General features: G+C 69.3%; 22 protein-coding genes and 2 pseudogenes. 11 read left to right on the top strand and 13 right to left on the bottom strand.

The annotated features are described in order from the left end of the window. Positions 1-19: 19 nt before the first annotated feature. The 3 genes from ABZ818_RS12210 to ABZ818_RS12200 all read left to right on the top strand — a co-directional run bounded on the left by ABZ818_RS12210 (position 20) and on the right by ABZ818_RS12200 (position 2,875). Positions 20-583: a hypothetical protein gene (locus tag ABZ818_RS12210; RefSeq protein WP_361413120.1), complete on the top strand. Its 564-nt coding sequence runs from the start codon at positions 20-22 to the stop codon at positions 581-583. A gap of 28 nt (positions 584-611) precedes the next feature. Continuing rightward, positions 612-1,007: a hypothetical protein gene (locus ABZ818_RS12205; protein ID WP_361413119.1), complete on the top strand. Its 396-nt coding sequence runs from the start codon at positions 612-614 to the stop codon at positions 1,005-1,007. 170 nt (positions 1,008-1,177) lie between these two features. Further along, entirely contained in the window at positions 1,178-2,875 is a 1,698-nt protein-coding gene (locus tag ABZ818_RS12200) for a glycoside hydrolase family 18 protein (RefSeq protein ID WP_361413118.1), read from the top strand. 83 nt (positions 2,876-2,958) lie between these two features. Here the strand turns inward: ABZ818_RS12200 and ABZ818_RS12195 are convergent, their stop codons facing one another. The 4 genes and pseudogenes from ABZ818_RS12195 to ABZ818_RS12180 form a co-directional block, all read right to left on the bottom strand. After that, positions 2,959-3,564, bottom strand: a complete 606-nt coding sequence (locus ABZ818_RS12195) for a hypothetical protein (protein WP_361413117.1) — start codon at positions 3,562-3,564, stop codon at positions 2,959-2,961. Between the two features lie 77 nt (positions 3,565-3,641). Beyond that, positions 3,642-4,061 (bottom strand): RidA family protein, encoded by a 420-nt coding sequence (locus ABZ818_RS12190; RefSeq protein ID WP_361413116.1) that lies wholly within the window; start codon positions 4,059-4,061, stop codon positions 3,642-3,644. Beyond that, positions 4,058-4,819, bottom strand: a complete 762-nt coding sequence (locus ABZ818_RS12185) for an IclR family transcriptional regulator (protein WP_361413115.1) — start codon at positions 4,817-4,819, stop codon at positions 4,058-4,060. The genes ABZ818_RS12190 and ABZ818_RS12185 overlap by 4 nt, the downstream gene beginning before the upstream one ends. 170 nt (positions 4,820-4,989) lie before the next feature. Continuing rightward, positions 4,990-5,172, bottom strand: a pseudogene (locus ABZ818_RS12180) (sugar kinase); the annotation flags it as partial. A gap of 143 nt (positions 5,173-5,315) precedes the next feature. On the opposite strand from ABZ818_RS12180, the gene ABZ818_RS12175 reads away from it, so the two are divergent. Beyond that, a complete protein-coding gene (locus ABZ818_RS12175) occupies positions 5,316-6,581 on the top strand; it encodes an amino acid deaminase (protein WP_361413114.1) in 1,266 nt (421 codons plus the stop codon). 20 nt (positions 6,582-6,601) lie between these two features. Next, complete coding sequence (locus ABZ818_RS12170; RefSeq protein ID WP_361413113.1) at positions 6,602-8,245, top strand: D-aminoacylase; 1,644 nt, start codon at positions 6,602-6,604, stop codon at positions 8,243-8,245. 228 nt (positions 8,246-8,473) lie between these two features. On the opposite strand, the pseudogene ABZ818_RS12165 reads toward ABZ818_RS12170, so the two are convergent. Then, positions 8,474-9,341, bottom strand: a pseudogene (locus tag ABZ818_RS12165) (trypsin-like peptidase domain-containing protein). 410 nt (positions 9,342-9,751) lie between these two features. Here ABZ818_RS12165 and ABZ818_RS12160 point away from each other — a divergent pair. The 3 genes from ABZ818_RS12160 to ABZ818_RS12150 all read left to right on the top strand — a co-directional run bounded on the left by ABZ818_RS12160 (position 9,752) and on the right by ABZ818_RS12150 (position 13,026). After that, positions 9,752-11,134: a DUF2079 domain-containing protein gene (locus tag ABZ818_RS12160; protein WP_361413112.1), complete on the top strand. Its 1,383-nt coding sequence runs from the start codon at positions 9,752-9,754 to the stop codon at positions 11,132-11,134. Between the two features lie 140 nt (positions 11,135-11,274). Next, positions 11,275-12,486: a pyridoxal phosphate-dependent aminotransferase gene (locus ABZ818_RS12155; RefSeq protein ID WP_361413111.1), complete on the top strand. Its 1,212-nt coding sequence runs from the start codon at positions 11,275-11,277 to the stop codon at positions 12,484-12,486. 102 nt (positions 12,487-12,588) lie between these two features. Beyond that, the gene (locus ABZ818_RS12150; RefSeq protein WP_361413110.1) at positions 12,589-13,026 is read left to right on the top strand and encodes a hypothetical protein; all 438 of its coding nucleotides are present in this window, start codon (positions 12,589-12,591) and stop codon (positions 13,024-13,026) included. A gap of 200 nt (positions 13,027-13,226) precedes the next feature. On the opposite strand, the gene ABZ818_RS12145 is transcribed toward ABZ818_RS12150, so the two are convergent. Next, the gene (locus tag ABZ818_RS12145; protein ID WP_361413109.1) at positions 13,227-14,018 is read right to left on the bottom strand and encodes a DUF6445 family protein; all 792 of its coding nucleotides are present in this window, start codon (positions 14,016-14,018) and stop codon (positions 13,227-13,229) included. A 590-nt stretch (positions 14,019-14,608) separates the two neighbouring features. On the opposite strand from ABZ818_RS12145, the gene ABZ818_RS12140 reads away from it, so the two are divergent. Then, positions 14,609-15,889, top strand: coding sequence for a glycosyltransferase (locus ABZ818_RS12140; RefSeq protein ID WP_361413108.1), 1,281 nt, complete (start codon positions 14,609-14,611; stop codon positions 15,887-15,889). A gap of 68 nt (positions 15,890-15,957) precedes the next feature. On the opposite strand, the gene ABZ818_RS12135 is transcribed toward ABZ818_RS12140, so the two are convergent. Next, the gene (locus ABZ818_RS12135; protein WP_361413233.1) at positions 15,958-17,052 is read right to left on the bottom strand and encodes a glycosyltransferase; all 1,095 of its coding nucleotides are present in this window, start codon (positions 17,050-17,052) and stop codon (positions 15,958-15,960) included. A gap of 343 nt (positions 17,053-17,395) precedes the next feature. Here ABZ818_RS12135 and ABZ818_RS12130 point away from each other — a divergent pair, with 343 nt between their 5' ends. Further along, a complete protein-coding gene (locus ABZ818_RS12130) occupies positions 17,396-17,866 on the top strand; it encodes a tetratricopeptide repeat protein (protein WP_361413107.1) in 471 nt (156 codons plus the stop codon). A 54-nt stretch (positions 17,867-17,920) separates the two neighbouring features. Here the strand turns inward: ABZ818_RS12130 and rfbD are convergent, their stop codons facing one another. From rfbD to ABZ818_RS12115, 3 genes are all read right to left on the bottom strand, one after another. Next, positions 17,921-18,832, bottom strand: coding sequence for a dTDP-4-dehydrorhamnose reductase (gene rfbD, locus ABZ818_RS12125; protein ID WP_361413106.1), 912 nt, complete (start codon positions 18,830-18,832; stop codon positions 17,921-17,923). After that, positions 18,829-19,803, bottom strand: coding sequence for a dTDP-glucose 4,6-dehydratase (gene rfbB / locus ABZ818_RS12120; protein ID WP_361413105.1), 975 nt, complete (start codon positions 19,801-19,803; stop codon positions 18,829-18,831). Before rfbB ends, rfbD begins: the two co-directional genes overlap by 4 nt. Before the next feature lie 173 nt (positions 19,804-19,976). Further along, positions 19,977-20,186: a hypothetical protein gene (locus ABZ818_RS12115; RefSeq protein ID WP_361413104.1), complete on the bottom strand. Its 210-nt coding sequence runs from the start codon at positions 20,184-20,186 to the stop codon at positions 19,977-19,979. Between the two features lie 45 nt (positions 20,187-20,231). Here ABZ818_RS12115 and ABZ818_RS12110 point away from each other — a divergent pair, with 45 nt between their 5' ends. Next, entirely contained in the window at positions 20,232-20,945 is a 714-nt protein-coding gene (locus tag ABZ818_RS12110) for a hypothetical protein (protein WP_361413103.1), read from the top strand. Between the two features lie 273 nt (positions 20,946-21,218). On the opposite strand, the gene rfbC is transcribed toward ABZ818_RS12110, so the two are convergent. From rfbC to ABZ818_RS12095, 3 genes are all read right to left on the bottom strand, one after another. After that, positions 21,219-21,818: a dTDP-4-dehydrorhamnose 3,5-epimerase gene (rfbC, locus tag ABZ818_RS12105; RefSeq protein ID WP_361413102.1), complete on the bottom strand. Its 600-nt coding sequence runs from the start codon at positions 21,816-21,818 to the stop codon at positions 21,219-21,221. Positions 21,819-21,843: 25 nt separating this feature from the next. Then, positions 21,844-22,788, bottom strand: coding sequence for a glucose-1-phosphate thymidylyltransferase RfbA (rfbA, locus tag ABZ818_RS12100; protein ID WP_361413101.1), 945 nt, complete (start codon positions 22,786-22,788; stop codon positions 21,844-21,846). Positions 22,789-23,054: 266 nt separating this feature from the next. Further along, positions 23,055-24,902 carry a phosphoenolpyruvate carboxykinase (GTP) gene (locus ABZ818_RS12095; protein ID WP_361413100.1) on the bottom strand — a complete coding sequence of 616 codons (1,848 nt, stop codon included), beginning with the start codon at positions 24,900-24,902 and terminating at the stop codon, positions 23,055-23,057. Between the last annotated feature and the right edge of the window lie 97 nt (positions 24,903-24,999).

Genomic DNA, 24,999 nt, shown 5'->3' with positions numbered 1-24,999 from the left:
CAGGAGGGCTGGTACGCCGATGAGGACACGACTGCTGATCGCGGGCCTGATCGCTGCCGCGGCCGCCCTCACGGGCTGCGGCAAGGGCGACGCGGGCTCCGCCTCCGTGCCGGACGGCTGGGGCACGCTGAGCACGAAGGGCGTCTCCGTGTCGTATCCCGCCGGCTCCGGGGGTTACGTCGAGCAGAGCGCGGCCGAGCGCAGCAAGTACAACGCGGCGGCGGCCGTACGCGAGGAGTCGGGGCGGACGGTCTCGATCATCACCGTGCAACTGGACTTCACCCGGGCCGACTCCGCCGAGCAGGCCGCCATCGCCGCCGAGGCCGGGATCCGGATGGGAGCGAAGGTGGAGGGCGAGAAGGACGTGAAGCTGGCCGGCACGGACCGGGCCAAGCGGATCGACTTCACCTTCGACTCGACCGGCGAGGACGGCGACCCGCCCAAGGGCACGCCGATCCGGGGCGTGATCCTGACGGGCCTGGACTCGACCGACCGGACCTTCGCGGTCCGGATCGACGCGGCGCGGGGCGTGCTGTCCTCCGCGGACCTGCGCGGGATCGTCGACTCGGTGCGGGTCCACTAGTGGTGGGGACGGAGGTACGGCTCCGGTGATGCCGCTGGTCCGGGCCTGGGCGGTGGGCGTGGTGGTGCTCGTCGTCACCGAGTACGTGCAGATGACGCTGCTGTACGGGAATCTGGTCGGGCCGCGGGGCGTGGGCTCGTTCGGCGCGGCGCTGGCACTGGTCCACCTGCCGAACCTGGTGTGCGTCGTACTGGCGACCTGGACCGCGGCGCGAGTGCATCCGGCGCCGTGGCGGGAGATCCCCGCGCGGCACGCGGTGGCGGCGTGCGCGGCGCCGGCGGCGGCGCAACTGCTGACGGTGTCGCTGCACTGGGAGCGTGCGGGACTGTCGTCCCCGGCGATGTGGATGTCGACCGGGGTGCTGCTGGCGGGGTGCGCGCTGGGCCTGCTGCTGGAGCGCTGGCAGGAGGAGGCACGGCCGTAACGGGAGTACGGGACAGGGGCGTTGAACCTGAGGCGACTTTGGTCTGGACCTCTTGACAAGCCAAATGGTCTGGACCAACTTGTACGACCAAGCGGTGGCCACCGTTTGTCCTGCCCTCCCCTTCACCCCCCTCTCCCCCACCGGAGGCCCCAGTGGACCGCGTACCAGGCATGCCCAGACCCAGAGCACGACGGCTGCGCCTGTGGTCGGGAGCCGTCACCGCCGCCCTCGCCCTCTCCTTCGCCGGGGCCGGCCAGGCGTCGGCGGCGGACGTCAACAACGCCAAGAACGCCGGCTTCGAGTCGGGCCTGAGCAACTGGTCCTGCTCGGCCGGCAGCGGTACGGCCGTCTCCTCCCCCGTGCACGGCGGCTCCGCAGCGCTGAAGGCCACACCGGCCGGGCTGGACAACGCCCAGTGCACCCAGACGGTCGCGGTCAAGCCCAACTCGAGGTACACGCTGAGCGCATGGGTGCAGGGCGGGTACACCTACCTGGGCGCGACCGGCACGGGCACCACGGACGTCTCCACCTGGACGCCGGACTCGGCGAGCTGGAAGCAGCTCTCGACCACCTTCACCACCGGCTCCTCGACGACCTCGGTGACGGTGTACCTGCACGGCTGGTACGGGCAGGCGGCGTACTACGCCGACGACGTCTCCGTCTTCGGCCCCGACGGGGGCGGCGGCGGTGACCCGGCCCCGACGGTTCCGTCCGCGCCGGGCGGCCTGGGAGTGACGGGCACGACGTCCTCGTCGGTGTCGCTGTCCTGGAACACGGTCTCGGGCGCCACCGGCTACAACGTCTACCGCGACGGCTCGAAGGTGACGGCGGTGAGCGGCACGTCGGCGACGGTGAGCGGCCTCGCGGCCGCCACCTCGTACTCCTTCCAGGTAACGGCGACGAACGCGGCGGGCGAGTCGGCGAGGTCGGCGACCGTGACGGGCACGACGGCGTCCTCGGGCGGAGGCGGGGGCGGTACCGGCCTCCCGAAGCACGCGGTGACCGGCTACTGGCAGAACTTCAACAACGGCGCCACGGTCCAGAGGATCTCGGACGTGCCGTCGCAGTACGACATCATCGCCGTCGCCTTCGCCGACGCGACGGCCACCCGGGGCGCGGTGAACTTCACCCTCGACTCGGCCGGCCTGAACGGCTACACGGTCGACCAGTTCAAGGCGGACATCAAGGCCAAGCAGGCCGCCGGCAAGAAGGTCGTCATCTCGGTCGGCGGTGAGACGGGCACCGTCTCGGTGAGCGACTCGGCCTCCGCGACCAACTTCGCCAACTCCGTCCACTCGCTGATGCAGACGTACGGCTTCGACGGCGTCGACATCGACCTGGAGAACGGCCTGAACGCCACCTACATGACCCAGGCCCTGCGCTCCCTGTCCGGCAAGGCGGGCCCGTCGCTGATCCTCACGATGGCCCCGCAGACCATCGACATGCAGTCCACGTCGGCCGGCTACTTCCAGACCGCGCTGAACGTCAAGGACATCCTCACGGTCGTCAACACCCAGTATTACAACAGTGGTTCCATGCTGGGCTGCGACGGCAAGGTCTACAGCCAGGGCTCGGTGGACTTCCTCACCGCCCTCGCCTGCATCCAACTGGAGAGCGGCCTCGCCCCGTCCCAGGTCGGCCTGGGCGTTCCCGCCTCCACGAGGGGCGCCGGCAGCGGCTATGTCTCGCCGTCGGTGGTGAACAACGCCCTGGACTGCCTGGCCAAGGGCACCAACTGCGGCTCCTTCAAGCCCTCGAAGACCTACCCGGCCCTGCGCGGCGCCATGACCTGGTCCACCAACTGGGACGCGACGGCGGGCAACGCCTGGTCGAACACCGTGGGCCCGCACGTGCACGCGCTGCCGTAACGCCCCGGAAGCCCTTCGCGGCTGCCGCGGCGCCCTCAGTGGGCGCGGCGGCAGCCGCTCGGTCCGGACAGGAGTCGTCGGGGTCAGGCGTCGTCGGTGGGCGGCTCGGCCACCGCGTCCTTGTCGCTGGTGCCGTCCTCGTCCGCCGCGCCGTCCTCGAAGTACGCGTCCAGGACCGCGTCCAGTCGCGTCTCCCATTCATCGAAGCGTGCCCTGGCCGGGGCCTCGATCTCGATGGGGTACCAGCGCCGGTCCGGGGTGTGGACGGTGATGGTGAACCGCTTGCCGAAACGAGGGGTCGCCGTCTCGACGGCGCCGATCTCGTCCCAGCGGAACTCGCACTCCTGGTCGTCCAGGCAGAGGCGTACGCCCTTGTGGTCGGCGACGATTCGGGCCCGGCGGTCGGCGGCCTCGAAGACGGGACCGTCGACGGCCGCTTCCTGTCGTTCTTCCGGCCGCTCCTCCTCCTGCCGCTCCGCCTTCCCGGCGGGTCCGGCGTCGTCCGCGACCGCCTCCACGGCCGACGGCCGCTCGGATGCCGACGGCTGCTCGGCCTGCCGCGGCCGGGCGTCCTCCGGTTCCGCCGTCGCGGGTGCGGTGAGCCCGGGGATGTGGGCCGGGTCGAACCCGGCACCCTTCACGGGCTCGGCCTTCAGGGGCTGGCTGCTCGAACCTATGCGCTGCTCCACAGCGGGCAGTATGGTCGACGAACCTGTGCCGGACACAGCCAGCCCCGACTTCGTTATACGAAGATGGCCAAGACGCGTCAGCCGAGTACGGCGAGCGCGTCGATCTCGATCAGCAGGCCCGCGGGCAGGCCGACGTAGACGGTGGTGCGGGCGGCGGGCGGCTGGGTGAGGCCCTGCTCCTCGAAGTACGTGTTGTAGAGGTCGTTCATCTCCGCGAAGTGGGCCACGTCCGTGAGGTAGACGCGGATCATCATCACGTCGTCCCAGGTCGCGCCGCCCTCCTCCAGGATCGCCTTGACGTTGGCGAGGGTCTGGAGGGTCTGCTCGCGCAGGGTCGGGCCGGCCGGGGTGGGGGGCACGCCCTCCTCGGCGGGCAGGAAGCCGACCTGGCCGGCGACCTGGAGGATGTTGCCCTTCCGCACTCCGTGGGAGAACTTCGCGGGCGGGGTGGTGTGGGTCGCGGGGGTGAGGGCGATCTTGGCCGTCGTGTCGCTCATACGGGGTCCTTCACTGAGTTTCTGCCGGAGAACTCGTCACTGATGGCGTCCGCGGTACGGCGCACCAGCGGGAGCAGGGCGAGGAGTTCGTCGGCGGTGACGACGACGTTCGGCGCGGAGACCGACATCGCGGCGACCACCCGGCCGTCCGCGCCGCGGATGGGCGCGGCGACGCAGTTGATGGACTCCTCGTGGCCGCCGAGGTCGGCGGCCCAGCCCTGTTCGCGCACCGTCGCCAGCTCCTTCAGGAAGGCGGCGGCGTTCGGTGTCGAACGGGCCGTGTACATGGGGTAGTCGAGCCTCTGGGCGATCGCGCGCCGCTCGGCCACGGTCAGGTCGGCGAGCAGCAGCTTGGCCACGGCCGCGACGGTGATGGCGACGGGCTTGCCGATCCGGGAGTACATGCGCACCGGGTAGCGGCTGTCCACCTTGTCGATGTAGAGCACCTCGTCGTCCTCGTGGACGGCCAGGTGCACGGTGTGCCCGCACTGCTCGCCGAGGCTCAGCAGGTGGGGATGGGCGATCTCGCGCACGTCGAGGCTCTCCATCGCCTCCTGCGCGAGGGCGAAGAGCCGGGCGCCGAGCCGGTAGCGCTGGTCGGACTGGCGGTGGACGAGCCCGTGCTGGTGGAGGGTGCGCAGCAGCCGCAGCGCGGTGGACTTGTGGACACCGAGGCGGTCGGCGACCCGCCCGAGGTCGGCGGGGCCCTCGGCGAGCAGCGGCAGGATGCTCAGCGCCCGGTCGACGGTCTGGCTCATGGCGTACGTACCTCCTGCTCGGCCTCCTCGGCCCCTTGCACGGTGCCCGTCCGGCCGGGGCCGAGTCGCAGTCTTCCCCACGCCGCCCCACCCAGGGCGGCCGGCCGGTCGGCGTGGCGCCGGGCGGGAGGCGTGGCGAGGTCGCCGGGGACGGTGAGCGCGGTGCCGGCGTACCCGGCCCCGGCGAGGGCGCAGGCCACATCGGACTCGGTGCCGCCGGCGGCCCGCTCGAAGGAGGGCATGTCGGCCGGGCGGCCGGGACGGGACGGAAGGAGCGTGACCATCGACTCGCCGAGCGTGACGGCGTCCACGACGGCGGGTGCGCCGGACGTTCCGTGGGCGGCGTTGACGATGGTGACTCCCTTCGGGTTCCGGGGCGCCGGCACCGACCCGGCAGGCCGCGGACATTGACCCGACTTCGGCGAGATGCTAGACACCGATAAGCACTGTACGCAATGACCGTTGCACACATTGCAACGATTCTGAAGGGGGCTCGATGAGCACGGAAGCGCTCGCCCGGCTGGCCGAGGAACGCGTCGACCACCGTTTCAAGGGCCTCCCGCCGGACGCGGACGGCCTGACCGTCGGCGAGCTGACCGCCCAGCGCCGCAACCTCTTCACCGGCGGCTTCACCACGCCCGTGCTCGCCCTCTCCGCCGAGCGCCTGGAGCACAACCTGAAGCTGATGGAGACCTACGCGGCCCGCCACGGCCTCGCCTTCGCCCCGCACGGCAAGACCTCCATGGCCCCGCAGCTCTTCCACCGCCAGCTGGAGCACGGCGCCTGGGGCATCACGCTCGCGGTGCCGCACCAGGTGCGCGTGGCCCTGGCGTTCGGCATCAGCCGGGTCTTCCTGGCCAACGAGCTGGTGGATCCGGCGGCCCTGCGCTGGATCGCCGCGGAACTGGCCGCCGACCCCTCCTTCCGCTTCATCTGCTACGTCGACTCCGTGCGCGGGGTGGAGCTGATGGACGCGGCGCTGGAGGGTGCCGCCCGCCCGGTGGACGTGGTCGTCGAGCTGGGAGCCGGGGAGGGCGCGCGCACCGGTGTGCGCACGGAGGCCGAGTGCGCGGCGGTCGCCGACGCGGTGGCGGCCACGGGCACCCTGCGTCTCGTCGGGGTCGCCGGTTACGAGGGCGAGGTGCCGCAGGCCGACCCCGAGCGGGTGCGGGCGTGGCTGACCCGGCTCGTCGCCCTGGCCGTGGATCTCGACAAGGCCGGGAAGTTCGCGCACACAGAGGAGATCGTGGTGAGCGCGGGCGGCAGCGCCTGGTTCGACACGGTGGCCGAGGTGTTCGCCGATATCCCCGAACTCTCCTTGCCGGTGCTGAAGTTGCTGCGCTCGGGCGCGTACGTCTCGCACGACGACGGGCACTACCGCAAGATCACGCCCTTCAACCGCGTCCCCGAGGAGGGCGCCCTGGAGCCCGCCTTCCGCCTCTGGGCGCAGGTGGTCTCCCGCCCCAGCCCCGAACAGGCCTTCGCCAACGCGGGCAAGCGGGACGCGGCCTACGACCTCGATCTGCCCTTCGCCCAGGTGGTGCGCCGGGACGGCGCCGAACACCCGGCGACGGGGATCGAGGTCACCGGCCTGTCCGACCAGCACGCCTGGCTGAAAACCGCTTCCGGGGCGGAGCTGGAGGTCGGCGACTGGGTCGGCCTGGGGCTCTCCCACCCGTGCACGTCCTTCGACAAGTGGTCGCTCATCCCGGTGGCCGAGGCGGACGGTACCGTCGTCGCATACGTCCGTACGTTCTTCTAGGGGCTTCGGGAGGCGCCGCCATGGACCCCGTGGAGCTCGCCGACTACGCCGATCTCGTCATCCGGGACGCGGACGTGGCCGACGGCACCGGCACCTCCTCCTACCGCGCCGACGTGGCCGTCAAGGACGGCAGGATCGTCTCCGTCGTCAAGGAGGCCGCGGCGGCCGGCTGCCAGCGCCCGCGGGCACGGCGGGAGCTGGACGCGGAGGGCCTGGTGCTGGCCCCGGGCTTCATCGACATGCACGCCCACAGCGACCTCGCCCTGCTGCGCGACCCCGACCACAGCGCGAAGGCGGCGCAGGGCGTCACGCTGGAGGTCGTCGGGCAGGACGGGCTGTCGTACGCGCCGGTCGACGACCGCACCCTCGCCGAGGTGCGCCGGGCGATCAGCGGCTGGAACGGCGACGGCGACGACATCGACTTCACCTGGCGTTCGGTGGGCGAGTACCTGGACCGTCTCGACCACGGCTTCGACGGCGAGGGCATCGCCGTCAACGCCGCCTACCTGGTCCCGCAGGGCACGGTCCGTGCGCTCGCCGTCGGCTGGGAGGACCGCGCGGCCACACCCGAAGAGCTGGACCGGATGAGGCGGTTGGTCGCCGAGGGCCTGGAGCAGGGCGCGGTCGGCATGTCCGCCGGACTCACCTACACCTCGGGGATGTACGCGGGGGACGCCGAACTGACCGAGCTGTGCCGGGTGGTGGCGGCGCACGGCGGCTACTACTGCCCGCACCACCGCAGTTATGGCGCCGGAGCGCTCGAGGCGTACGCGGAGACGGTGCGGCTCGCGCGCGAGGCGGGCTGCCCGCTGCATCTGGCGCACGCCACCATGAACTTCGCCCCGAACAAGGGCCGCGCCGGCGAACTGCTGACCCTCCTCGACGAGGCACTCGCCGCCGGCGCCGACATCACCCTGGACACCTACCCCTACACCCCCGGCTGCACCACCCTGGTGGCCCTGCTGCCGAGTTGGGCGGGCGAGGGCGGCCCTGAGGCGGTCCTCGGGCGGCTGGCCGACGAGGACACCGCGGAGCGGATCCGCCACCACCTGGAGGTGACCGGCTCGGACGGCTGCCACGGGGTCCCGGTGGAGTGGGAGACGATCGAGATCTCCGGGGTCACCGTCCCCGCGCTCGCGAAGTACGTCGGCCTGACGGTCCGGGAGGCGGCGGCCCGGCGCGGCGAGGAGCCCTGGACCACCGCCCGGCGGTTGCTGGTGGAGGACCGGCTGGGCACGACGGTCCTCCAGCACGTCGGCCACGAGGAGAACGTCCGGGCGATCATGCGCCACCGCGCCCACACCGGCGGCTCCGACGGCATCCTGCGGGGCACCAAGCCGCACCCGCGGGCCTACGGCACCTTCCCGCGGTACCTCGGCCGGTACGTACGGGAGTTGGGCGTGCTGTCGCTGGAGGAGTGCGTCGCGCACCTCACCGGGCGCCCGGCGGCCCGGCTGCGGCTGCCGGACCGGGGTGTGGTCCGCGAGGGGTACCGGGCCGACCTGGTCCTGTTCGACCCGGCCACGGTGGCGCCGGGCTCGACCTTCGAGCGGCCGCGCGCGCTGCCGACGGGGATCCCGTACGTCCTGATCGACGGCCGGTTCGTGATCGAGGACGGACGGCGCACCGACGTACTGGCGGGGCGGGCGGTCCGCCGGACCTAGTGCCGCGGCAGGCAATGTTTGCCCGTGAAGGAGCGGCGTCCGGTGCGTGCTCTGGGGGTCCCCCCGCTCGAAGAGCTTGGGGGAGTGCCGGCCGGAAGTCCTCGTACTGGACGTACTTGGGCTTTCGGCCGGTGCGGCACGAGAGGGCGTGCCGGGCGTCGCGACGGGGCGAACGTTGCCCGTCGGGGCACTAGTACCGGCCGCCCGCCCCGCCCCGTGCTTTACCGGTCAGGGCTTGGGCAGGGTGCAGCCGCTCCTGGTCAGGTCGAGTTTGTTGCCGGCGCCGAAGCAGGCGGGGATCTGGTAGGTCTGCTCGGCGTAGTTGATGCCCTTCCTGACCGTGATGGTGCCGCTCGCGTCGACCTCGCACGGGTTGTTCACCGTGCAGCGGCCTCCGCTCTCGTTGCCGGTGTTGTTGACGGCGACGACCTTGCCGGTGGCGGTGTCGACGACGGGCGGACGTGCCGCCGATCGTGTCGCAGGCGGAGGTGTAGCGGACGGAGTCCTTCCAGGTCCAGTTCCCCTCCTTCAGGCGGTAGACGAAGCCGTCGATGTTGCAGCTGTAGATCCGCTTCCAGTAGCCGGAGACCACCTTGATGGCGGTGCCGGCGACGGGGTGGGTGTCGCTCAGGGGCAGCGCGTTGATGCCGTAGGAGCTCTTGATCTGCGCGTAGGTGCTGGTGAGCTGGTAGATCGTGACGTCCGTGTCGGTCATGGTCGAGTAGGCGACCTTGTTCGCCCGGAGCGTCGCGACCTGGGTGCCGGCCGAGTTGAGCAGGCCGAAGGTGCGGCTGGACGTCTGGCCCACGATGACCTGGCCGGGCGACGGGAAGCCGGTCTCCAGGCAGTGGCCGTTGCTGAGCACGAGCGCCGGGTCGCCGTCCGCGGAGCCGGGGAGACGGACGACCGAACCGGAGCAGTTGCTCAGCGCGACGGTGCCGGCGAAGTCGACGGCCGCCAGCGCGGGACTCACGCCGGCCGTCCCCTTCGCAGGGGCGGACGCCGCGCCGCTGGTCTGGGTGGCGGCGGCCGCGGGTGCCATGCCCGCCCCGCTGATCGCCAGGGTCGCGAGCGCGGCAAGGAGAGGCTTGTTCATCTGTGGGGGTCCCCTCTTCAGACGTGAGGGACCGGAGATCTTCCGGTCCCACTGTCTTGTCATGTGCATTGTGATGGCGTGAGGGGTCGGCCACAAGAAGTCGGGGGCGATCGGCAGAAGACGGAGTGCGCTGAGCGTCGGCGGAGCCGGGGAGGGCACCGCAGCGCCCTCTCATGCGACCATTCGGCGGATTCTGACCACACGGGAGTTTGGTCGACGCCGCGTCACAGTCGAATACCGCATACGGCTGGCATCTTGATGGCTGCAAATTCCGCTTCCCCGAAGGGCTCTCAATGCAAGCACAGTCCACCAAAAGCGCAGCGGTCCCCACACAGTCGTCGTCCAAGAAATGGGAGGCGGCCGAATCACCGTACTCAGGCCGCTTCGCCGGCATCTGGTGGATCTGGGCCATGGCGGGAACGCTTTTCGTGATGTACGCGGCGCTGTCGCTGCACCTCCACCATCGGATGATCACCAGCAGCTATGACCTGGGAATCTTCGAGCAGGTCGTCCGCTCCTACGCGGAAGGGCACTTGCCGGTCTCCGAAGTGAAGGGCCAGGGCTTTCCCGTCCTGGGGGATCACTTCTCTCCCATCCTTGCGCTGATGGCGCCTTTGTACTGGGTGTGGCAGGGAGCGGAAACGCTCCTCGTCGTGCAGGCCGCTCTGATTGCCGTGAGCGTGGTCCCGCTGGCCCTCTGGGTACGCCGAACCCTCGGCATTCCGGCCGCCGCCGTGATCGGTGCCTGCTACGGACTGTCCTGGGGAATCGCCAGTGCGGTCGGCTACGACTTCCACGAAGTCGCCTTCGCCGTACCGCTCCTGACCCTCTCGCTCACCGCCCTGGGCAACGACCGGCTCGTCGCCGCGGGGTGTTGGGCCCTGCCGCTCCTGCTCGTGAAGGAAGACCTCGGGCTCACGGTTCTCGCCATCGGCCTCGTCATCGCCCGGCGCGGCAACCGCAGGCTCGGACTGTTCGCGGCCACGGTCGGTCTCGCCGGGGCGGCACTCGCGCTCTTCGTGATTCTGCCGGCGTTCAGCCCGAACGGGTCCTTCGCCTACTGGCCCCTGTTGCAGGGCTCCCCCGGCGCCCCGGGAACGGCCGGAAGCGGTGGGGGCGGTCTGCTGGACCTGCTCCGCCGGGGCACGATCGGTCTCGTCACCCCGCAGACCAAGGTGACGACTCTCCTCCTGGTGCTGGCTCCCACTCTGTTCCTGGCGCTGCGGTCCCCCCTGTTGTGGGTCGCCGTACCGACCCTGGTGTGGCGCTTCGCGTCCAACAACGGCCTGCACTGGGGAACCGGCTTCCACTACTCGCTCATCCTGATGCCGATCGTGTTCGCGGCGTTCGTCGACGCCCTGGTGCGGCGCGGGACGAGCGGTCCCAGTCTGCGGCGTTACCTCGCGGGCTCCGCCGCGGTCACCCTCGCCATCCTTCCGAGCTTCGCGTTGTTCCAGCTGTTCCAGCCGGACACCTGGCGGACCGATCCCCGTGTCGCCGTCGCCCGTCGTCTGATGAACTTCATCCCCGACGGCGCCACGGTCCAGGCGTCCGACCATCTGGTGCCCCAGCTGACCAACCGCACGAGCGTCAGCATCTACGGCGCCGAAGGCAACCGCCCCAACCCCCAGTGGATCATGGTGGACACCTGGGCTCCGCCCGGAGCGCGAGGGTGGCTGGGCGCCCCGCTGAGCGCCGAAGCCGAACAGCAGCGTCTGACGGCCGACCGCCAGAGGGGATACGAGCTGGTGGCACTGCAGGACGGCTTCGCACTGCTGCACCACCGCGACTGAGACGACCACGCCCGCATACCGGCCGAAACGCAACCAGATCCGGCGAGCAGCGCCACTCATCCCAAAAGTGATCAAATCCTCTGTCTCACGTGATGGAAAACTCCCCACAATCAGTGCCACGTGGCCGTAAGCTCGCGGGCATGCAGGTGATCCAGTCCACGAAGCTCGCCAACGTCTGCTACGAGATCCGGGGCCCCGTACTCGAGGAGGCGATGCGGCTGGAGGCGGCCGGTCACCGCATCCTGAAGCTGAACACGGGCAACCCGGCGGCGTTCGGCTTCGAATGCCCGCCGGAGATCCTGGAGGACATCCTCCGCAACGTCTCGACGGCCCACGGCTACGGCGACGCCAAGGGCCTGCTGGCCGCGCGGCGCGCGGTCGTCATGCACAACCAGACCCTCGGGATCGAGACGGACGTCGAGCACGTCTTCATCGGCAACGGCGTCTCCGAGCTGATCGTGATGGCCATGCAGGGGCTGCTGGACGACGGCGACGAGGTCCTCGTGCCGGCGCCGGACTACCCCCTGTGGACGGCCGCGGTCTCCCTGTCCGGCGGCACCGCCGTCCACTACCGCTGCGACGAGCAGTCCGACTGGATGCCCGACCTCGCCGACGTGGAGCGCAAGGTCACCGACCGCACCAAGGCGATCGTCATCATCAACCCCAACAACCCCACCGGCGCGGTCTACGACCCGGCCGTGCTCAAGGGGCTGACCGACATCGCCCGCCGGCACAACCTGCTGGTCTGCTCCGACGAGATCTACGACAAGATCCTCTACGACGGCGCAACGCACACCCCGACCGCGTCGGTCGCGCCGGACCTGCTGACCCTGACGTTCAACGGCATGTCCAAGGCGTACCGGGTGGCCGGCTACCGGGTGGGCTGGATGTCCGTCTCCGGCCCCCGCGCGCACGCCGACTCCTACCTCGAGGGCCTGACGATCCTGGCGAACATGCGCCTGTGCGCGAACATGCCGGGCCAGCACGGCGTGGTGGCCGCGCTCAGCGGGCGGCAGAGCATCAACGAGCTGGTCCTGCCGGGTGGGCGGCTGAAGGAGCAGATGGACGTCGCCTACGAGCTGCTCACACAGATCCCGGGCGTGACATGCGTACGCCCGAAGGGCGCGCTGTACCTCTTCCCGCGCCTGGACCCCGCGGTCTTCAAGATCAAGGACGACCGGCGGATGGTCCTTGACCTGCTGCGCCACGAGAAGATCATGGTCGTCCAGGGCACGGGCTTCAACTGGCCCGAGCCGGATCACTTCCGGGTCGTCACGCTGCCCTCGGTCGGCGACCTGCGGGACGCGGTGGGCCGGATCGGCACCTTCCTGGACGGCTACAGCCAATCCTGACGCTCACGTTCGGTACCCCTACGGACCAGTTCCACGAACGGCCTCAACTTTAGACGCGTTCTAAGCTAGGATGTCTTCTGTCAGAGCACAGGAGGCCATCCCATGTACGAACCGATCCGCACCGGGCCCTCCGGCAGGTCCGTCCACACCCCGATGGCCGGCACCACCTCGGACTTCCCCCACCGCTCCCGCGAGGAGGAGCTGGACATCCAGCTCGCGGGCCATCTGGCGGCGCTGCTCGCCGTCACGGGCGAGCTGCGCGCACTGGCCCCCTCCACCGACCTGGACACCGCGGCCGAGCGGCTCGCCGAGCAGGTGGCCCGGCTGGGGGGAGGCCATGCTCCGGCCCGCGCGTCAGTGGCCGCCGCCCGGGAACCGTCGGCGCTGCACCAGCGGGCGCACGCGCTCGCCGGCCGCGCGCTCGTCGTCGCCGCCTCCCGGGCGGACACCGCGGCGGCGATCCTGGCGGCCGAGCGGATGGACGCCCATGCCGCTGCAGCGCAGAGTGAACCCCAGAAGTTCAGTGGCGCCGCCCATTAGCCCTCCGCCCAGGGCATCCTGATCGGCCCCGGTCCGCGTGCACCCGCAGCGAGACGCAGACCGGGCGCCATGAACCCGAGCCGGCCTTCCCCGCCGCCGGGTAACAGCACAACCGCGGCGGACCGACACGCTGCGGCACAGGACCGTGACACTCCGTCACCCGACAGCGCCCAAGCCCTGATTGCGATCAGACGTCAAGCTCAGATGTTGATGTCGAAGAAGAAGAGCTGCACCAGGCGGTGGGTACCGTGCTCCCCGGCGAAGTGCTCGTACGACGTGGCTGAGTGCATGAGTTTCGCGTCCCAGATCACCAACCGGTTGTACTGGCCGGAGATCGACTCGATCAGCTCCCAGTTGTCCTCGTGCTCGAGGTTGTACGGGTCGTAGACGACCGAGCGTGCGGCCTCGACGGCCTCGGGGCTGCCGAGGCGCGCCGCTTCCTTCGGGTGGGTGGGCGCACGCCGGCAGCCGTGGGTCTTGTCGCGCCAGAAACTGGTGCCGGCGCCGGCAGGCGGGTTCGGGTTGAGGTAGATCGCGGCGGCGTAGCTTTGCGAGTCGTGGTGCCAGACCAGCGGGTCGTCGTGCGCGGTCTGCTGGAAGACGCCGTTGGCGTTGTGGCTGAGCCATTCGGTGACCGGAGTGCCGAGCAGCCGCGAGAACTCCTCGCGCAGGCCGGGCCAGAGGAACCGGTGGTCGCTGCGCAGACCTTTGAAGTACTGCGCGTCGGTGTGGTATCCGACGCTGAGCGCGATCTTGCGAACCTCGTCCGGGTCGTCGAGGAAGTCGTCCACGGAGAGCAGGTGCGGTGGGGTGGGGGTGAACAGCCGCTTGGCGGCGGGCTTGCGCTGCGCGTCCTCAAGGGTGTCGGCGGGGACCACGATCGGTAGCCGCGCCGGGCCACTGGAGATCAGGTAACCACCGTCACCGTGCTCCTCCAGCACGACGGCGCCCTCGCCGCCGAAGTTGACCTGCTCCCCCGGGTTGAATGGCATGGTCACACTTCCTTCGCCGTACACTGACTGACGCTCGAAGATTACGGGGCAGTTCCTCGCAAATGCCGTTTTTCGCCGCATAATTACCCACATCGGCGCAAGCGCCGGTCAGGTCGCGTTGACTGACCGTTCTACTGCGGGCCAGGGCTCGAGCGTTCACCACCGACCGGGTCCACGCTCTCACTTACGCGACGTGACCCTGCGCGAAGACGCCTCGTAGATCCACACCGTGAGAAAGTCCGCGCCCTGCCGTCCTTCTTGCGTACATTCGAGTGGTCTGCACGCCCCACATGCCTGCCAAATGGCGACGTTGTCAATACGGCCTCGTAACGTCGGTGGAAATACGGCCGGTTGAGATCAACTACATCCGTCCGTCCTTTCCATTCCACGAGATGTGACAACGTGAAACGTAGGCGATTGTGGGCAGCCCCCACCGGTACGGCAGCGGTTTCCAAGGGACGCGACGGCGAGGCCGATAAGCAATTCGGCCGTGCCGTCGCAGCCGATCCCGCGCTGCTTTCCCAGGCACCGGAACGTCTCCGTAACTCCGTACGCCCCGCACCGACATCGAGCCACGCAGGGAAGACCAGATGACGTCGACCGCGACCGCGACACCCAGGTTCTCCGTCTTCACCCCCAGCCACCGGCCCCGTTTCCTCGATGAGTGTCTCGCGTCGCTGCAGGCGCAGACCTGTCCGGACTGGGAGTGGATCGTCCTGCTCAACAATGGTGCCCGGTGGCGGCCCGAGCGCCCCGACGACCGGGTCCGCGTGGAGATCGCGGACGACGTCAAGGGGGTCGGAGCGACGAAGCGCCGAGCCTGTGAACTGGCCCGGGGCGAGATCCTCGTGGAACTCGACCACGACGACCTGCTGGCGAAGGCGTGTCTGGCAGAGCTCGGCAAGGCGTTCGACGCCCACCCCGAGGTCGTCTTCGTCTACAGCAACACCGCGCAGATCACCGAGGACGGCAAGCGGGACAACGATCGCTTCGACGCGAGGTTCGGCTGGGAGTACGAGGAGGTGAGGGTCGACGGCCGCAAGTACTTGCAGGCCATCTCCCTGGCGCCGACCCCGCACAACGTCGCCTACATCTGGTACGCGCCCAACCATGTGCGGGCGTTTCGCAGGGAGAGCTACGAGAAGGCCGGCGGCTATGACGCCGCCCGTGCGGTCCTGGACGACCAGGACCTGATGTGCCGCCTGTTCCACGTCGGCGACTTCCACCACATCAACCGCTGTCTGTACCTCCAGCGGGTGCACCCGGCGAACACCCAGCGCGATCCGGAGATCAACGCACACATCCAGAGCGAGACGGTCACCTTGTACGACAAGTACATCGAGGCCAACGCCCTCGCCTGGACCCAGCGGCGCGGGCTGCTGGCGCTGGACTTCCAAACGGGCGGCCGCAGGCCGCCCGGCTACAAGGGCGTGGGCCGGGCCCCGGGGAAGAACGTGGACATCGTCGCGTCCCTGCCGGGGAAGCTGGACCTGGCCGACGGCTCCGTCGGCCTGATGCGGGCGGTGGACTTCTTCCCGCACGTGCCCTCGAAGGTGGCGCTGATCAACGAGCTGTACCGGCTGCTGGCACCCGGCGGCATGCTGCTCAGTCTGACGCCCAGCTCCGACGGCCGCGGCGCGTACCAGGACCCGTCGCACGTCGCCCACTACAACGAGAACTCGTTCTGGTACTACACCGACAACCAGTACCGGTCCATGGTTCCCGAACTCGAGGCCCGGTTCCAGTCCTCCCGGCTGGTCACCTACTTCCCGACCGAGTGGCACTCGAAGAACAACATCTCCTACGTGGTCGCCAACCTGATCGCGATGAAGGAGGGCGCCGCCCGGTGCGGCGGACTGCTGCTGGTCTAGGACCCGCGGAACAACAGGCGCCCGGTGGACCATGAGGTTCCACCGGGCGCCTCTGACATCCTGCCGCCTCAGACCCCGACGAATTCCCTTGAGCGCAGGTGACGTCGTGCGAAGTCGAGATTCTCGATCACACGCTCGCGATGCTCGGGGGGCAGCTTGCCGCCTGCCAGCAGGCGTTCACAGCATTCCTCCGCTTCCTGGTACTCCCCGACCCAGTAGGCGGACACCGCGAGTTCGTCGAGTGCGCGCCACTCGTACCAGTCGGACGCGACGAACAGGTGGTCGTCGCTCGGATACGGGAGGCGTGCCGCCTCTCGCGCGAACAGGTGGGCGAGCGGCCAGCGCTGCCCGTTGAGACGGCACCAGCGCGCGAGTTCGCCGAGCGCTTCGGCGCGTTTGGGGCGGCTCTCGTGCGCACCGAGGTAGCGGTCCATCACCTCGGCCGGCGGCCGCCCCAGCTCTTCGGCGAACAACGCCGCGTACAGACGGGAGCAGAAGACCTCCTCGTCCCAGCCGCCCATGCCCGCCCGGCGGTCATAGGCTTCGATCGCCTTCTCGAGCTCACCGGCGCTGCGCCAGGTCTGGGCCAGGTAGAACACATAACGCTCGTTGTCAGGCTCCTTGATCAGACCCTGCTGGAGGATCTCTGCGTCTCCCAGGTACTTCTCCCGCGGGCTTTTGCCCCTGCTGCGTCCCCCTCCGCCCACGATGACGATGGTGGCGCCTTCCAGATTCCCCTGGGTGTACTGCGAACCGCAGTCGAGGTACTCGTGCAGGACGCCGACGTAGCGCCACGGCAACCGGGTCGAGACCAGGGCGCGGCGCCGGTATCTGATGCGCCCGCTGCTGACGCCGACCCAGTAGGCGTCGCGCGTCAGCTCCGGCATTCGAGGGCCGGGCGCCACGTCCATCATGTCGTCGGCGTCCATGAAGAGCAGGTAGTCCGCAGCGGAGCGGGCGAGTTCGATCGCCTCGGTACGGCTGCCGTCGAACCCCTTCCAGGGCCGTTCATGCAGTTCGCCGGGCAGGTCGCTGTAGACGTCGCGGATGATGTCCTGCGTGCCGTCGGTGGAGCCGGTGTCCACGATGACCCAAGTGTCGATCAAGGGCCGTACGGATTCGAGACAACGCCGGATCACCGGAGCTTCGTCCTTGACGATCATGTTCAGACAGACCGTTGACTTCACGGGTGCCATCCAATCCAGCCGCTCAAAGCCACGCAAACAGGCTGGGCCGACACAATCACGACGGCTCGTGCATTCGAGTGGTCTGAACGGCCCGAGCGCCTGCCGAACGGCCGCACCACCAAGGCCGCCTCGTAACGTCGGTGCCGGCCACCTGAGCCAGGCCAACTCCATCCGTCCGCCACCCTCCACGAAAAGTGACCCAGTGAAACGTACGAGATTGTGGGCAGGACTCGCCGCGGCCACGGCGGTTGCCACCGGGGTGACCGTCTGGGCGATTCACTCCCCGTCGGCCGGGCCGTCCGAAGCCAGAGCCGGTTCAGTGGCCGGGAACGCCAAGTCGGCAAACGAGCTTCTGCAGTCCGCCCTTCAGCGCCAACTCAACCGGGATTCTCTTGGGGCTGCCCAGGACTACCGGCGCGTTCTGGAAGTCGACGCCAGGAACAAGAACGCCTGGTACGGCCTCGGGATCATCGATCAGCAGGACGGTAGGACGGCAGATGCCCGGGCAAACTTCGAGAAGGCTCTCGAAATCGATCCGCACTTCATGTCCGCTCTCTACAGCGAGGCGTACATGCTGAGATCGAGTGACCCCGACCGGGCTGTTGAACTCCTCAAGCGGGCCGCTGCCACCAATCCGAAGGCGGCCACGATCCATCTGCAACTGGGTCAGCTCCTGGCGGCGAGGGGCCGCAAGAGCGAGGCCGGCGATGCGTTCCGTCGTGCGGTCGCGGTCGATCACAAGCTCCTCTCCCAGGTGCCGGAAGAGTTCCGGGACGCCGTGAGCCGGTGATTTCCTGGCGGCTCCGCAGGCGCCCGGCGGACCTGAGGTTCCGCCGGGCGCCTGCTACGTACGCCGGGTACTCGTGCGCGCCGCTGCGGCCAGGGCGGCGAACTCGGGTGCGTTCAGTGCGGCCGTCAGTTGGTCGTCCCACGGAGGAAGGGGGACGAGGCCGGCCCGCAGCCAGTTGCCGTGCCCGAGGACGCCGAAGGCCGGGCGGGCGGCCGGACGTGGGAACTTGTCCGAGCCGACCGGGTGGATCCGTTCGGGATCGAGGCCGCTGAGCCGGAAGGCCTCACGCGCCAGACCGCACCACGTGGTGCGGCCGGCCGCAGTGCCGTGATAGATGCCGGCCGGTGCCCACCCGGTCAGCGCGGCACGGCCGAGGGCGGTCAGTTGCCGGGCGAGCGCCCGGGACCAGGTCGGCTGGCCGTGCTGGTCTGCCACCACGTCCAGGGTGTCGCGCCGGGCGGCGAGTTCGAGCATGGTGCCCACGAAGTTCGGGCCATGGGCGCCGTAGAGCCATGCGGTGCGCACGATGTAGCCGGTGTGCGGCAGCAGTTCGACGACGGCGCGCTCCCCCGCCAGTTTGCTTCGCCCGTATGCGTTGAGTGGCCCGGTCGGCGCGTCTTCGGGGTAGGGCCGGCGGGCGTCACCGGGGAACACGTAGTCGGTGGAGACGTGTAGCAGGAGGGCGCCGCTGTCCGCGCACGCGTGTGCCAGGTGACGGACGCCCGTGCCGTTCACGGCCGTGGCCGCCGCCTCGGACCGCTCGGCGGCGTCGACGTCCGTCCAGGCGGCGCAGTTGACGACCACCCGGTGACCGGTGACGGCCACGCGAACGGCCCCCGGCTCGGTGATGTCCAGCTGCTCCCGGCTCAGTCCCGTCACGACGGCGTCCGGATCGGCGGCGAGTTCGGCCAGCACGTCCTGGCCGAGGAGCCCGTGTGCACCGGTCACCAGCCAGGTCGTGCTCATCGCAGCGCGGCCCCCTCCTTCAGCGGCTCCCACCAGGAGCGATGCGTGCGGTACCAGTCGACCGTGGCGGCCAGGCCGTCCGTGAAGGACACCTGCGGGGTGTAACCCAGTTGCTCGCGGATCTTGCCGTCGTCCAGCGAGTAGCGCAGGTCATGGCCCTTGCGGTCGGCCGCGTACTCGACCCGGTCCCAGCCCGCGCCGACCGCGTCCAGCAGCAGCCCGGTGAGCTTGTGGTTGGTCAACTCGGTTCCGCCGCCGATGTTGTAGACCTCTCCGGCCCGGCCGCCCCGCAGGACCAGGTCGATGCCCCGGCAGTGGTCGGAGACGTGCAGCCAGTCGCGGACGTTGCTGCCGTCGCCGTACAGGGGGACCGTTTTCCCGTCGAGCAGGTTGGTGATGAAGAGCGGGATGACCTTCTCGGGGAACTGGCGGGGCCCGTAGTTGTTGGTGCACCGGGTGACCACGACGTCGAGGCCGTGGGTGCGGTGGTAGGCGAGAGCCAGCAGGTCGGAGCCGGCCTTCGAGGCGGAGTAAGGGGAGTTCGGTGCCAGTGGCCACCCCTCGGTCCACGAGCCTTCGCTGACCGAGCCGTACACTTCGTCGGTGGACACGTGGACGAATCGGCCGACGCCGTGCCGGTGGGCCGCGTCGAGGAGCACTTGAGTGCCCATCACATTGGTGCGGACGAACGGACCGGCCCCGTCGATCGACCGGTCCACGTGCGACTCGGCAGCGAAGTGCACCACCGCGTCGTGGCCCGCCATCACCTGGTCGACCACGTCCGCATCGCAGATGTCGCCCCGGACGAAGGCGTAGCCCGGGTGTTCCGCCACCGGTGCCAGGTTCGCCTCGACGCCGGAGTAGGTGAGTTTGTCGAGGACGGTGATCCGCGCCGTCGGATCCGGGTCCAGCTGCCGCCGGACGTACTCCGAACCGATGAATCCGGCACCGCCGGTTACGAGGATGCGCATCATTCTCCGATTTCCTTGCTGCCCGCGACTCCGGCACCGGTGTCTCCTTCCGGTGCCGGAGTCGCGGGCGCGGGCACAACGCGGACGGCGCCCCGGAGCCGAGGCCCCGGGGCACTGTCACTCATTCGCGGGTGAAGCCGGCGGCCGCTACGGTACCGGCGATCGCCCGGGGGTTACGTCGGGTGAACGCAGACCACGTACGCGACGATGTCGCCCGTGTCGTTCGAGGTGGTGGTGGCCTGCCAGCCGATGGGCGGGTTGGTGCCCACTGGGAAGGTCTGGATGAGGTTGCCGTGGCCCTCCACAGCCATCGCACCGCCGCCGGTGGCGAAGTCACCGGTGTGGCAGTCCACGGTCACCGAACGCGTACCCGTTTCGCTCACGACGTAGGTGGTGCCGACCGTACCCTGTGCGCCCTGAGCGCCCTGGTGGCCCTGGTTGCCCTGCTCACCCTGCTCACCCTGGTTGCCCTGGTTACCCTGCGCACCCTGGTTGCCCTGGAAGCCCTGGGGGCCCTGGTTGCCCTGGAAGCCCTGAGCACCCTGGTGGCCCTGGAAGCCCTGGAAGCCCTGGTTACCCTGCTCGCCCTGGAAGCCCTGAGCACCCTGCTCGCCCTGGAAGCCCTGAGCACCCTGGTGGCCCTGGAAGCCCTGGAAGCCCTGGTTACCCTGCTCGCCCTGGAAGCCCTGAGCACCCTGGTGGCCCTGGAAGCCCTGCGGGCCCTGGTTGCCCTGGAAGCCCTGAGCGCCCTGGAAGCCCTGGCCCTGCGCGCCCTGGTTACCCTGCGCGCCCTGTTGCCCCTTCTTGCCCTGTGGGCCCTGCGGACCCTGTTGCCCCTTCTTGCCTTGTGGGCCCTGCGGACCCTGCGGGCCCTTCTTCCCCTGTGGGCCCTGCGGACCCTGCGGACCCGGCTTGCCCTGTGGACCCTGCGGACCTCGCTTGCCATCGTGGCCCTTCGGACCCTGGTGACCTCGCGGACCACGGTCGTTGCGGTGCCCCTCGATGGTTCTTACGTCGTTCGGATCGTCCGTCGCCACCGCCGTACGAGCGTTGGATCTCTCGATCGCGTCGGCGATGGCGACGGTACTCGGGGCGACGTTGAGCGCCATGGCAAGCGCGCTCGCCGACACCAGTGTGGCTGACCTCAAGCGTGAACTTCGGATCGTTCTACGGTTCAAGAGAACCTTCCTCAGCAACTGGGAGGGACCAAACCGCAAGCGCGCGCACTTGGTGCGCTTCGTTCGCATGCGTGTCACGTGCCGTTGGCCACGGACTAGAACATTCTTTGCTCACCGCGGCCGGGAATTTGCGAAGCCAACACACAGCGGGCTGGGCAAATCACCCGAGCAGCCTCAACCGATATCGTTTCCGGCTTCGGATACGTGGCGTGTGCGAATTCGCGTGACACACCTGCCTCAGGCGCTGCCCACGAGCCCGCCGCGATAGCCGCGGCAGTCCTCGAAGGAAGGCAGCAGGCCCTGCCTCTCGGCTTCGTCCAGCGTGGGTGCCGCGGCGTCCTTTTCGGAAAGCCGCATGGCGACGCCCTCGGGCCAGGCAATAGCCAACCTCGGGTCGAGCGGGTTGATGCCGTACTCACGTTGCGGCGCATATCCCTGTGAACACAGATATACGACCGTGGAGTTGTCCTCCAGCGCCATGAAGGCGTGGCCAAGTCCCTCCGAAAGATAGACACTGCGGTGCGTCGTGTCATCGAGTCGAACCGCCTCCCATTCCCCGAAACTCGGGGAGCCGGTGCGGATGTCGACCACGACGTCGAGGATCGCGCCACTGATGCAGGTGACGTACTTGGCCTGCCCGGGCGGGACCGACGCGAAGTGAATACCGCGGACAGTACCTCGAACGGAGCGCGAGCAGTTTGCCTGAGCGAGCCGGAGTCCCTGGCCGGTGGAATCCTGGAATCCCTCGCCCTTGAACCACTCGTGGAATCGTCCTCTGTCGTCCGTGAAAACCTGGGGCGTTTCCACCCAGGCCCCTTCGATGCGAAGTGGTCTCACGTGCACAACTCCTTTCCGCCGGCCGTCACGCGGGAACGCCCGGCCCGGTTGGCAGCAGTTCTTCCCGGCGCAGCCCGCTGCCCGGCTGGGGCATGACGACGGACCGGGGGTCCTCCAGCAGGCCCAGCAGATAGTGGCCGTATCCGCTCTTGAGCAGCGGCTGGGCCAGTTCGTGGAGCCGGGCGTCGTCGATCAGGCCGGCCCGCCAGGCCGCCTCCTCGACACAGCCGATCTTGAAGCCCTGGCGTTCCTCGACCACACGGACGTACTCCGAGGCCTGGACCATGGAGGCGAAGGTCCCCGTGTCCAGCCACGCGGTGCCGCGGTCGAGCCGGACGACGTGCAGGCTCCCGGACTCCAGATAGACGCGGTTGAGGTCGGTGATCTCCAACTCGCCCCGGGCACTGGGCCGCAGGCTCCGGGCGATGTCAACGACCTGATTGTCGTAGAAGTACAGACCGGGCACGGCGTACCGGGACCTGGGCCGGGCCGGTTTCTCCTCGATGGACAGCGCCCGACCGAGTTCGTCGAACTCCACGACGCCGTAGGCCGAGGGATTGGCCACCGGGTAGGCGAACACCCGGCCGCCTTTCAGATCCACGTTGCGGGTGAGACGGGTACCGAGGCCGCTGCCGTGGAAGATGTTGTCGCCCAGGATCAGGGAGACCGGCTCGTCGCCGATGAAGTCGGCCCCCAGCAGGAAGGCCTGGGCGATTCCTTCCGGGCGTTCTTGCGCCATGTACGTGAATCGCAGACCGAGTTGACTTCCGTCGCCGAGCAATCGGAGGAATTGCTGCCGGTCTTCCGGGGTGGTGATGATCAGAACCTCCCGGATTCCGGCCATCACCAGTGTGGAAAGCGGGTAATAGATCATGGGCTTGTCGAAGACCGGCAGCAGCTGCTTCGACACCGTGCGGGTCAACGGCCACAGTCGCGAGCCGGTGCCCCCGGCCAACAGGATTCCGCGCATGGCATCACCATAGGTGAATTGCCCACGAATGCGGCTTTTTGGGCGCGGCTTGCCGCGTCTGCGCCGGGCGTGCCCGCACAGCGCCGCGCGCACGGGCCCGATCGCCGCGGGTACACGCGCGCACGCCGAAGAGGCCGGGTGCGCACGCCATTGTGCGCACCCGGCCTCTTCGGGGGTGTCGCCGCGGCCGGCCGGGCGACGTTGCAGGTCAGGGCAGGTCGGTCAGCCGGCCGCGGGGCTCAGGAGGGGGTGGGTCGAGGACCGCGTCAGCCCAGGCGCTCGACGAGCGAGCGGTACTGGTCCCACAGTTCCTTGGGCGTGTGGTCGCCGAAGGTGTTCAGGTGCTCGGGGACCAGGCCGGCCTCCTCGCGCCACACGTCCTTGTCGACCGTGAGCAGGAACTCCAGGTCGGACTCGGACAGTTCGAGGCCGTCCGTGTCCAGGGCCGCCTTGGTCGGCAGGACGCCTATCGGGGTCTCGACGCCCTCGGCCGTACCGTCCAGGCGCTCCACGATCCACTTCAGGACGCGGCTGTTCTCGCCGAAGCCGGGCCAGACGAACTTGCCTTCGTCGTTCTTGCGGAACCAGTTGACGTAGTAGATCTTCGGCAGCTTGGACTGGTCGCCGTCACGCTGCTCGGCGGCCTTGCCGACCTTTATCCAGTGGCCCATGTAGTCGCCCATGTTGTAGCCGCAGAACGGCAGCATGGCGAACGGGTCGCGGCGCAGCTCGCCGACCTTGCCCTCGGCGGCGGCCGTCTTCTCGGAGGCGACGTTGGCGCCGAGGAAGACGCCGTGGTTCCAGTCGAAGGACTCCGTCACCAGCGGCACCGCGGAGGCGCGGCGGCCGCCGAAGAGGATCGCCGAGATCGGCACGCCCTTGGGGTCCTCCCACTCCGGCGCGATGATCGGGCACTGCGCGGCGGGCGTGGTGAAGCGGGCGTTGGGGTGGGCGGCGGGCGTCTCGGACGCGGGGGTCCAGGAGTTGCCCTTCCAGTCGGTGAGGTGCGCCGGGGTCTCCTCCGTCATGCCCTCCCACCACACGTCGCCGTCGTCGGTGAGGGCGACGTTGGTGAAGACCGAGTTGCCCCACAGCGTCTTCATGGCGTTGGCGTTGGTGTGCTCGCCGGTGCCGGGCGCGACGCCGAAGAAGCCGGCCTCGGGGTTGATCGCGTAGAGCCGGCCGTCCTCGCCGAACCGCATCCACGCGATGTCGTCACCGATCGTCTCGACGGTCCAGCCGGAGATCGTCGGCTCCAGCATGGCGAGGTTGGTCTTGCCACAGGCGCTCGGGAAGGCGGCGGCGACGTACTTGGCCTCACCGGTGGGCGGGGTGAGCTTGAGGATCAGCATGTGCTCGGCCAGCCAGCCCTCGTCGCGCGCCATGACGGAGGCGATGCGCAGGGCGTAGCACTTCTTGCCGAGCAGCGCGTTGCCGCCGTAGCCCGAGCCGTAGGACCAGATCTCGCGGGTCTCGGGGAAGTGCGAGATGTACTTGGTGGAGTTGCACGGCCACGGGACGTCCTCCTGGCCCTGCTCCAGCGGGGCGCCCAGGGTGTGGACGGCCTTGACGAAGAAGCCGTCGTCGCCGAGCTCGTCCAGCACCGGCTGTCCCATGCGGGTCATGGTGCGCATGGACACCGCGACGTAGGCGGAGTCGGTGATCTCGACGCCGACCGCGGACAGCGGCGAGCCCAGCGGGCCCATGCAGAACGGGACGACGTACATCGTCCGGCCCTTCATCGAGCCGCGGAAGATCCCTCCCTTGCCGTCCGCCCCCTGGAAGATCTCCCGCATCTCGGCGGGCGCCTTCCAGTGGTTGGTCGGACCCGCGTCCTCCTCCTTCTCGGAACAGATGAACGTCCGGTCCTCCACGCGGGCCACGTCGGACGGGTCCGACGCCGCGTAGTAGGAGTTGGGGCGCTTGATCGGGTCGAGTTTCCGGAAGGTGCCCTTCTGGACGAGCTCCTCGCACAGTCGCTCGTACTCGGCCTCGGATCCGTCACACCAGACCACGCTGTCCGGCTGCGTCAGTTCGGCGATCTCATTGACCCACGAGATCAGTTCCTTGTGGTGGGTGGGGATGACGGGGGGAGCCGCGATGTCGCGCGCCACGATCGCTCCTAAATGAGGGGTTTTTGTCTTGTCGCCCCGTGGGGGCTGCGACCCGGATGCTTCGTAGCCGCTCATCCGGTGCCGACCGCACTCATTT

The organism is Streptomyces sp. NPDC047453 (assembly GCF_040643155.1).
Classification (GTDB): Bacteria; Actinomycetota; Actinomycetes; order Streptomycetales; family Streptomycetaceae; genus Streptomyces.
The sequence above is the reverse complement of the archived record's forward strand: the minus strand, read 5'-3'. Positions and strand labels throughout refer to the sequence as shown.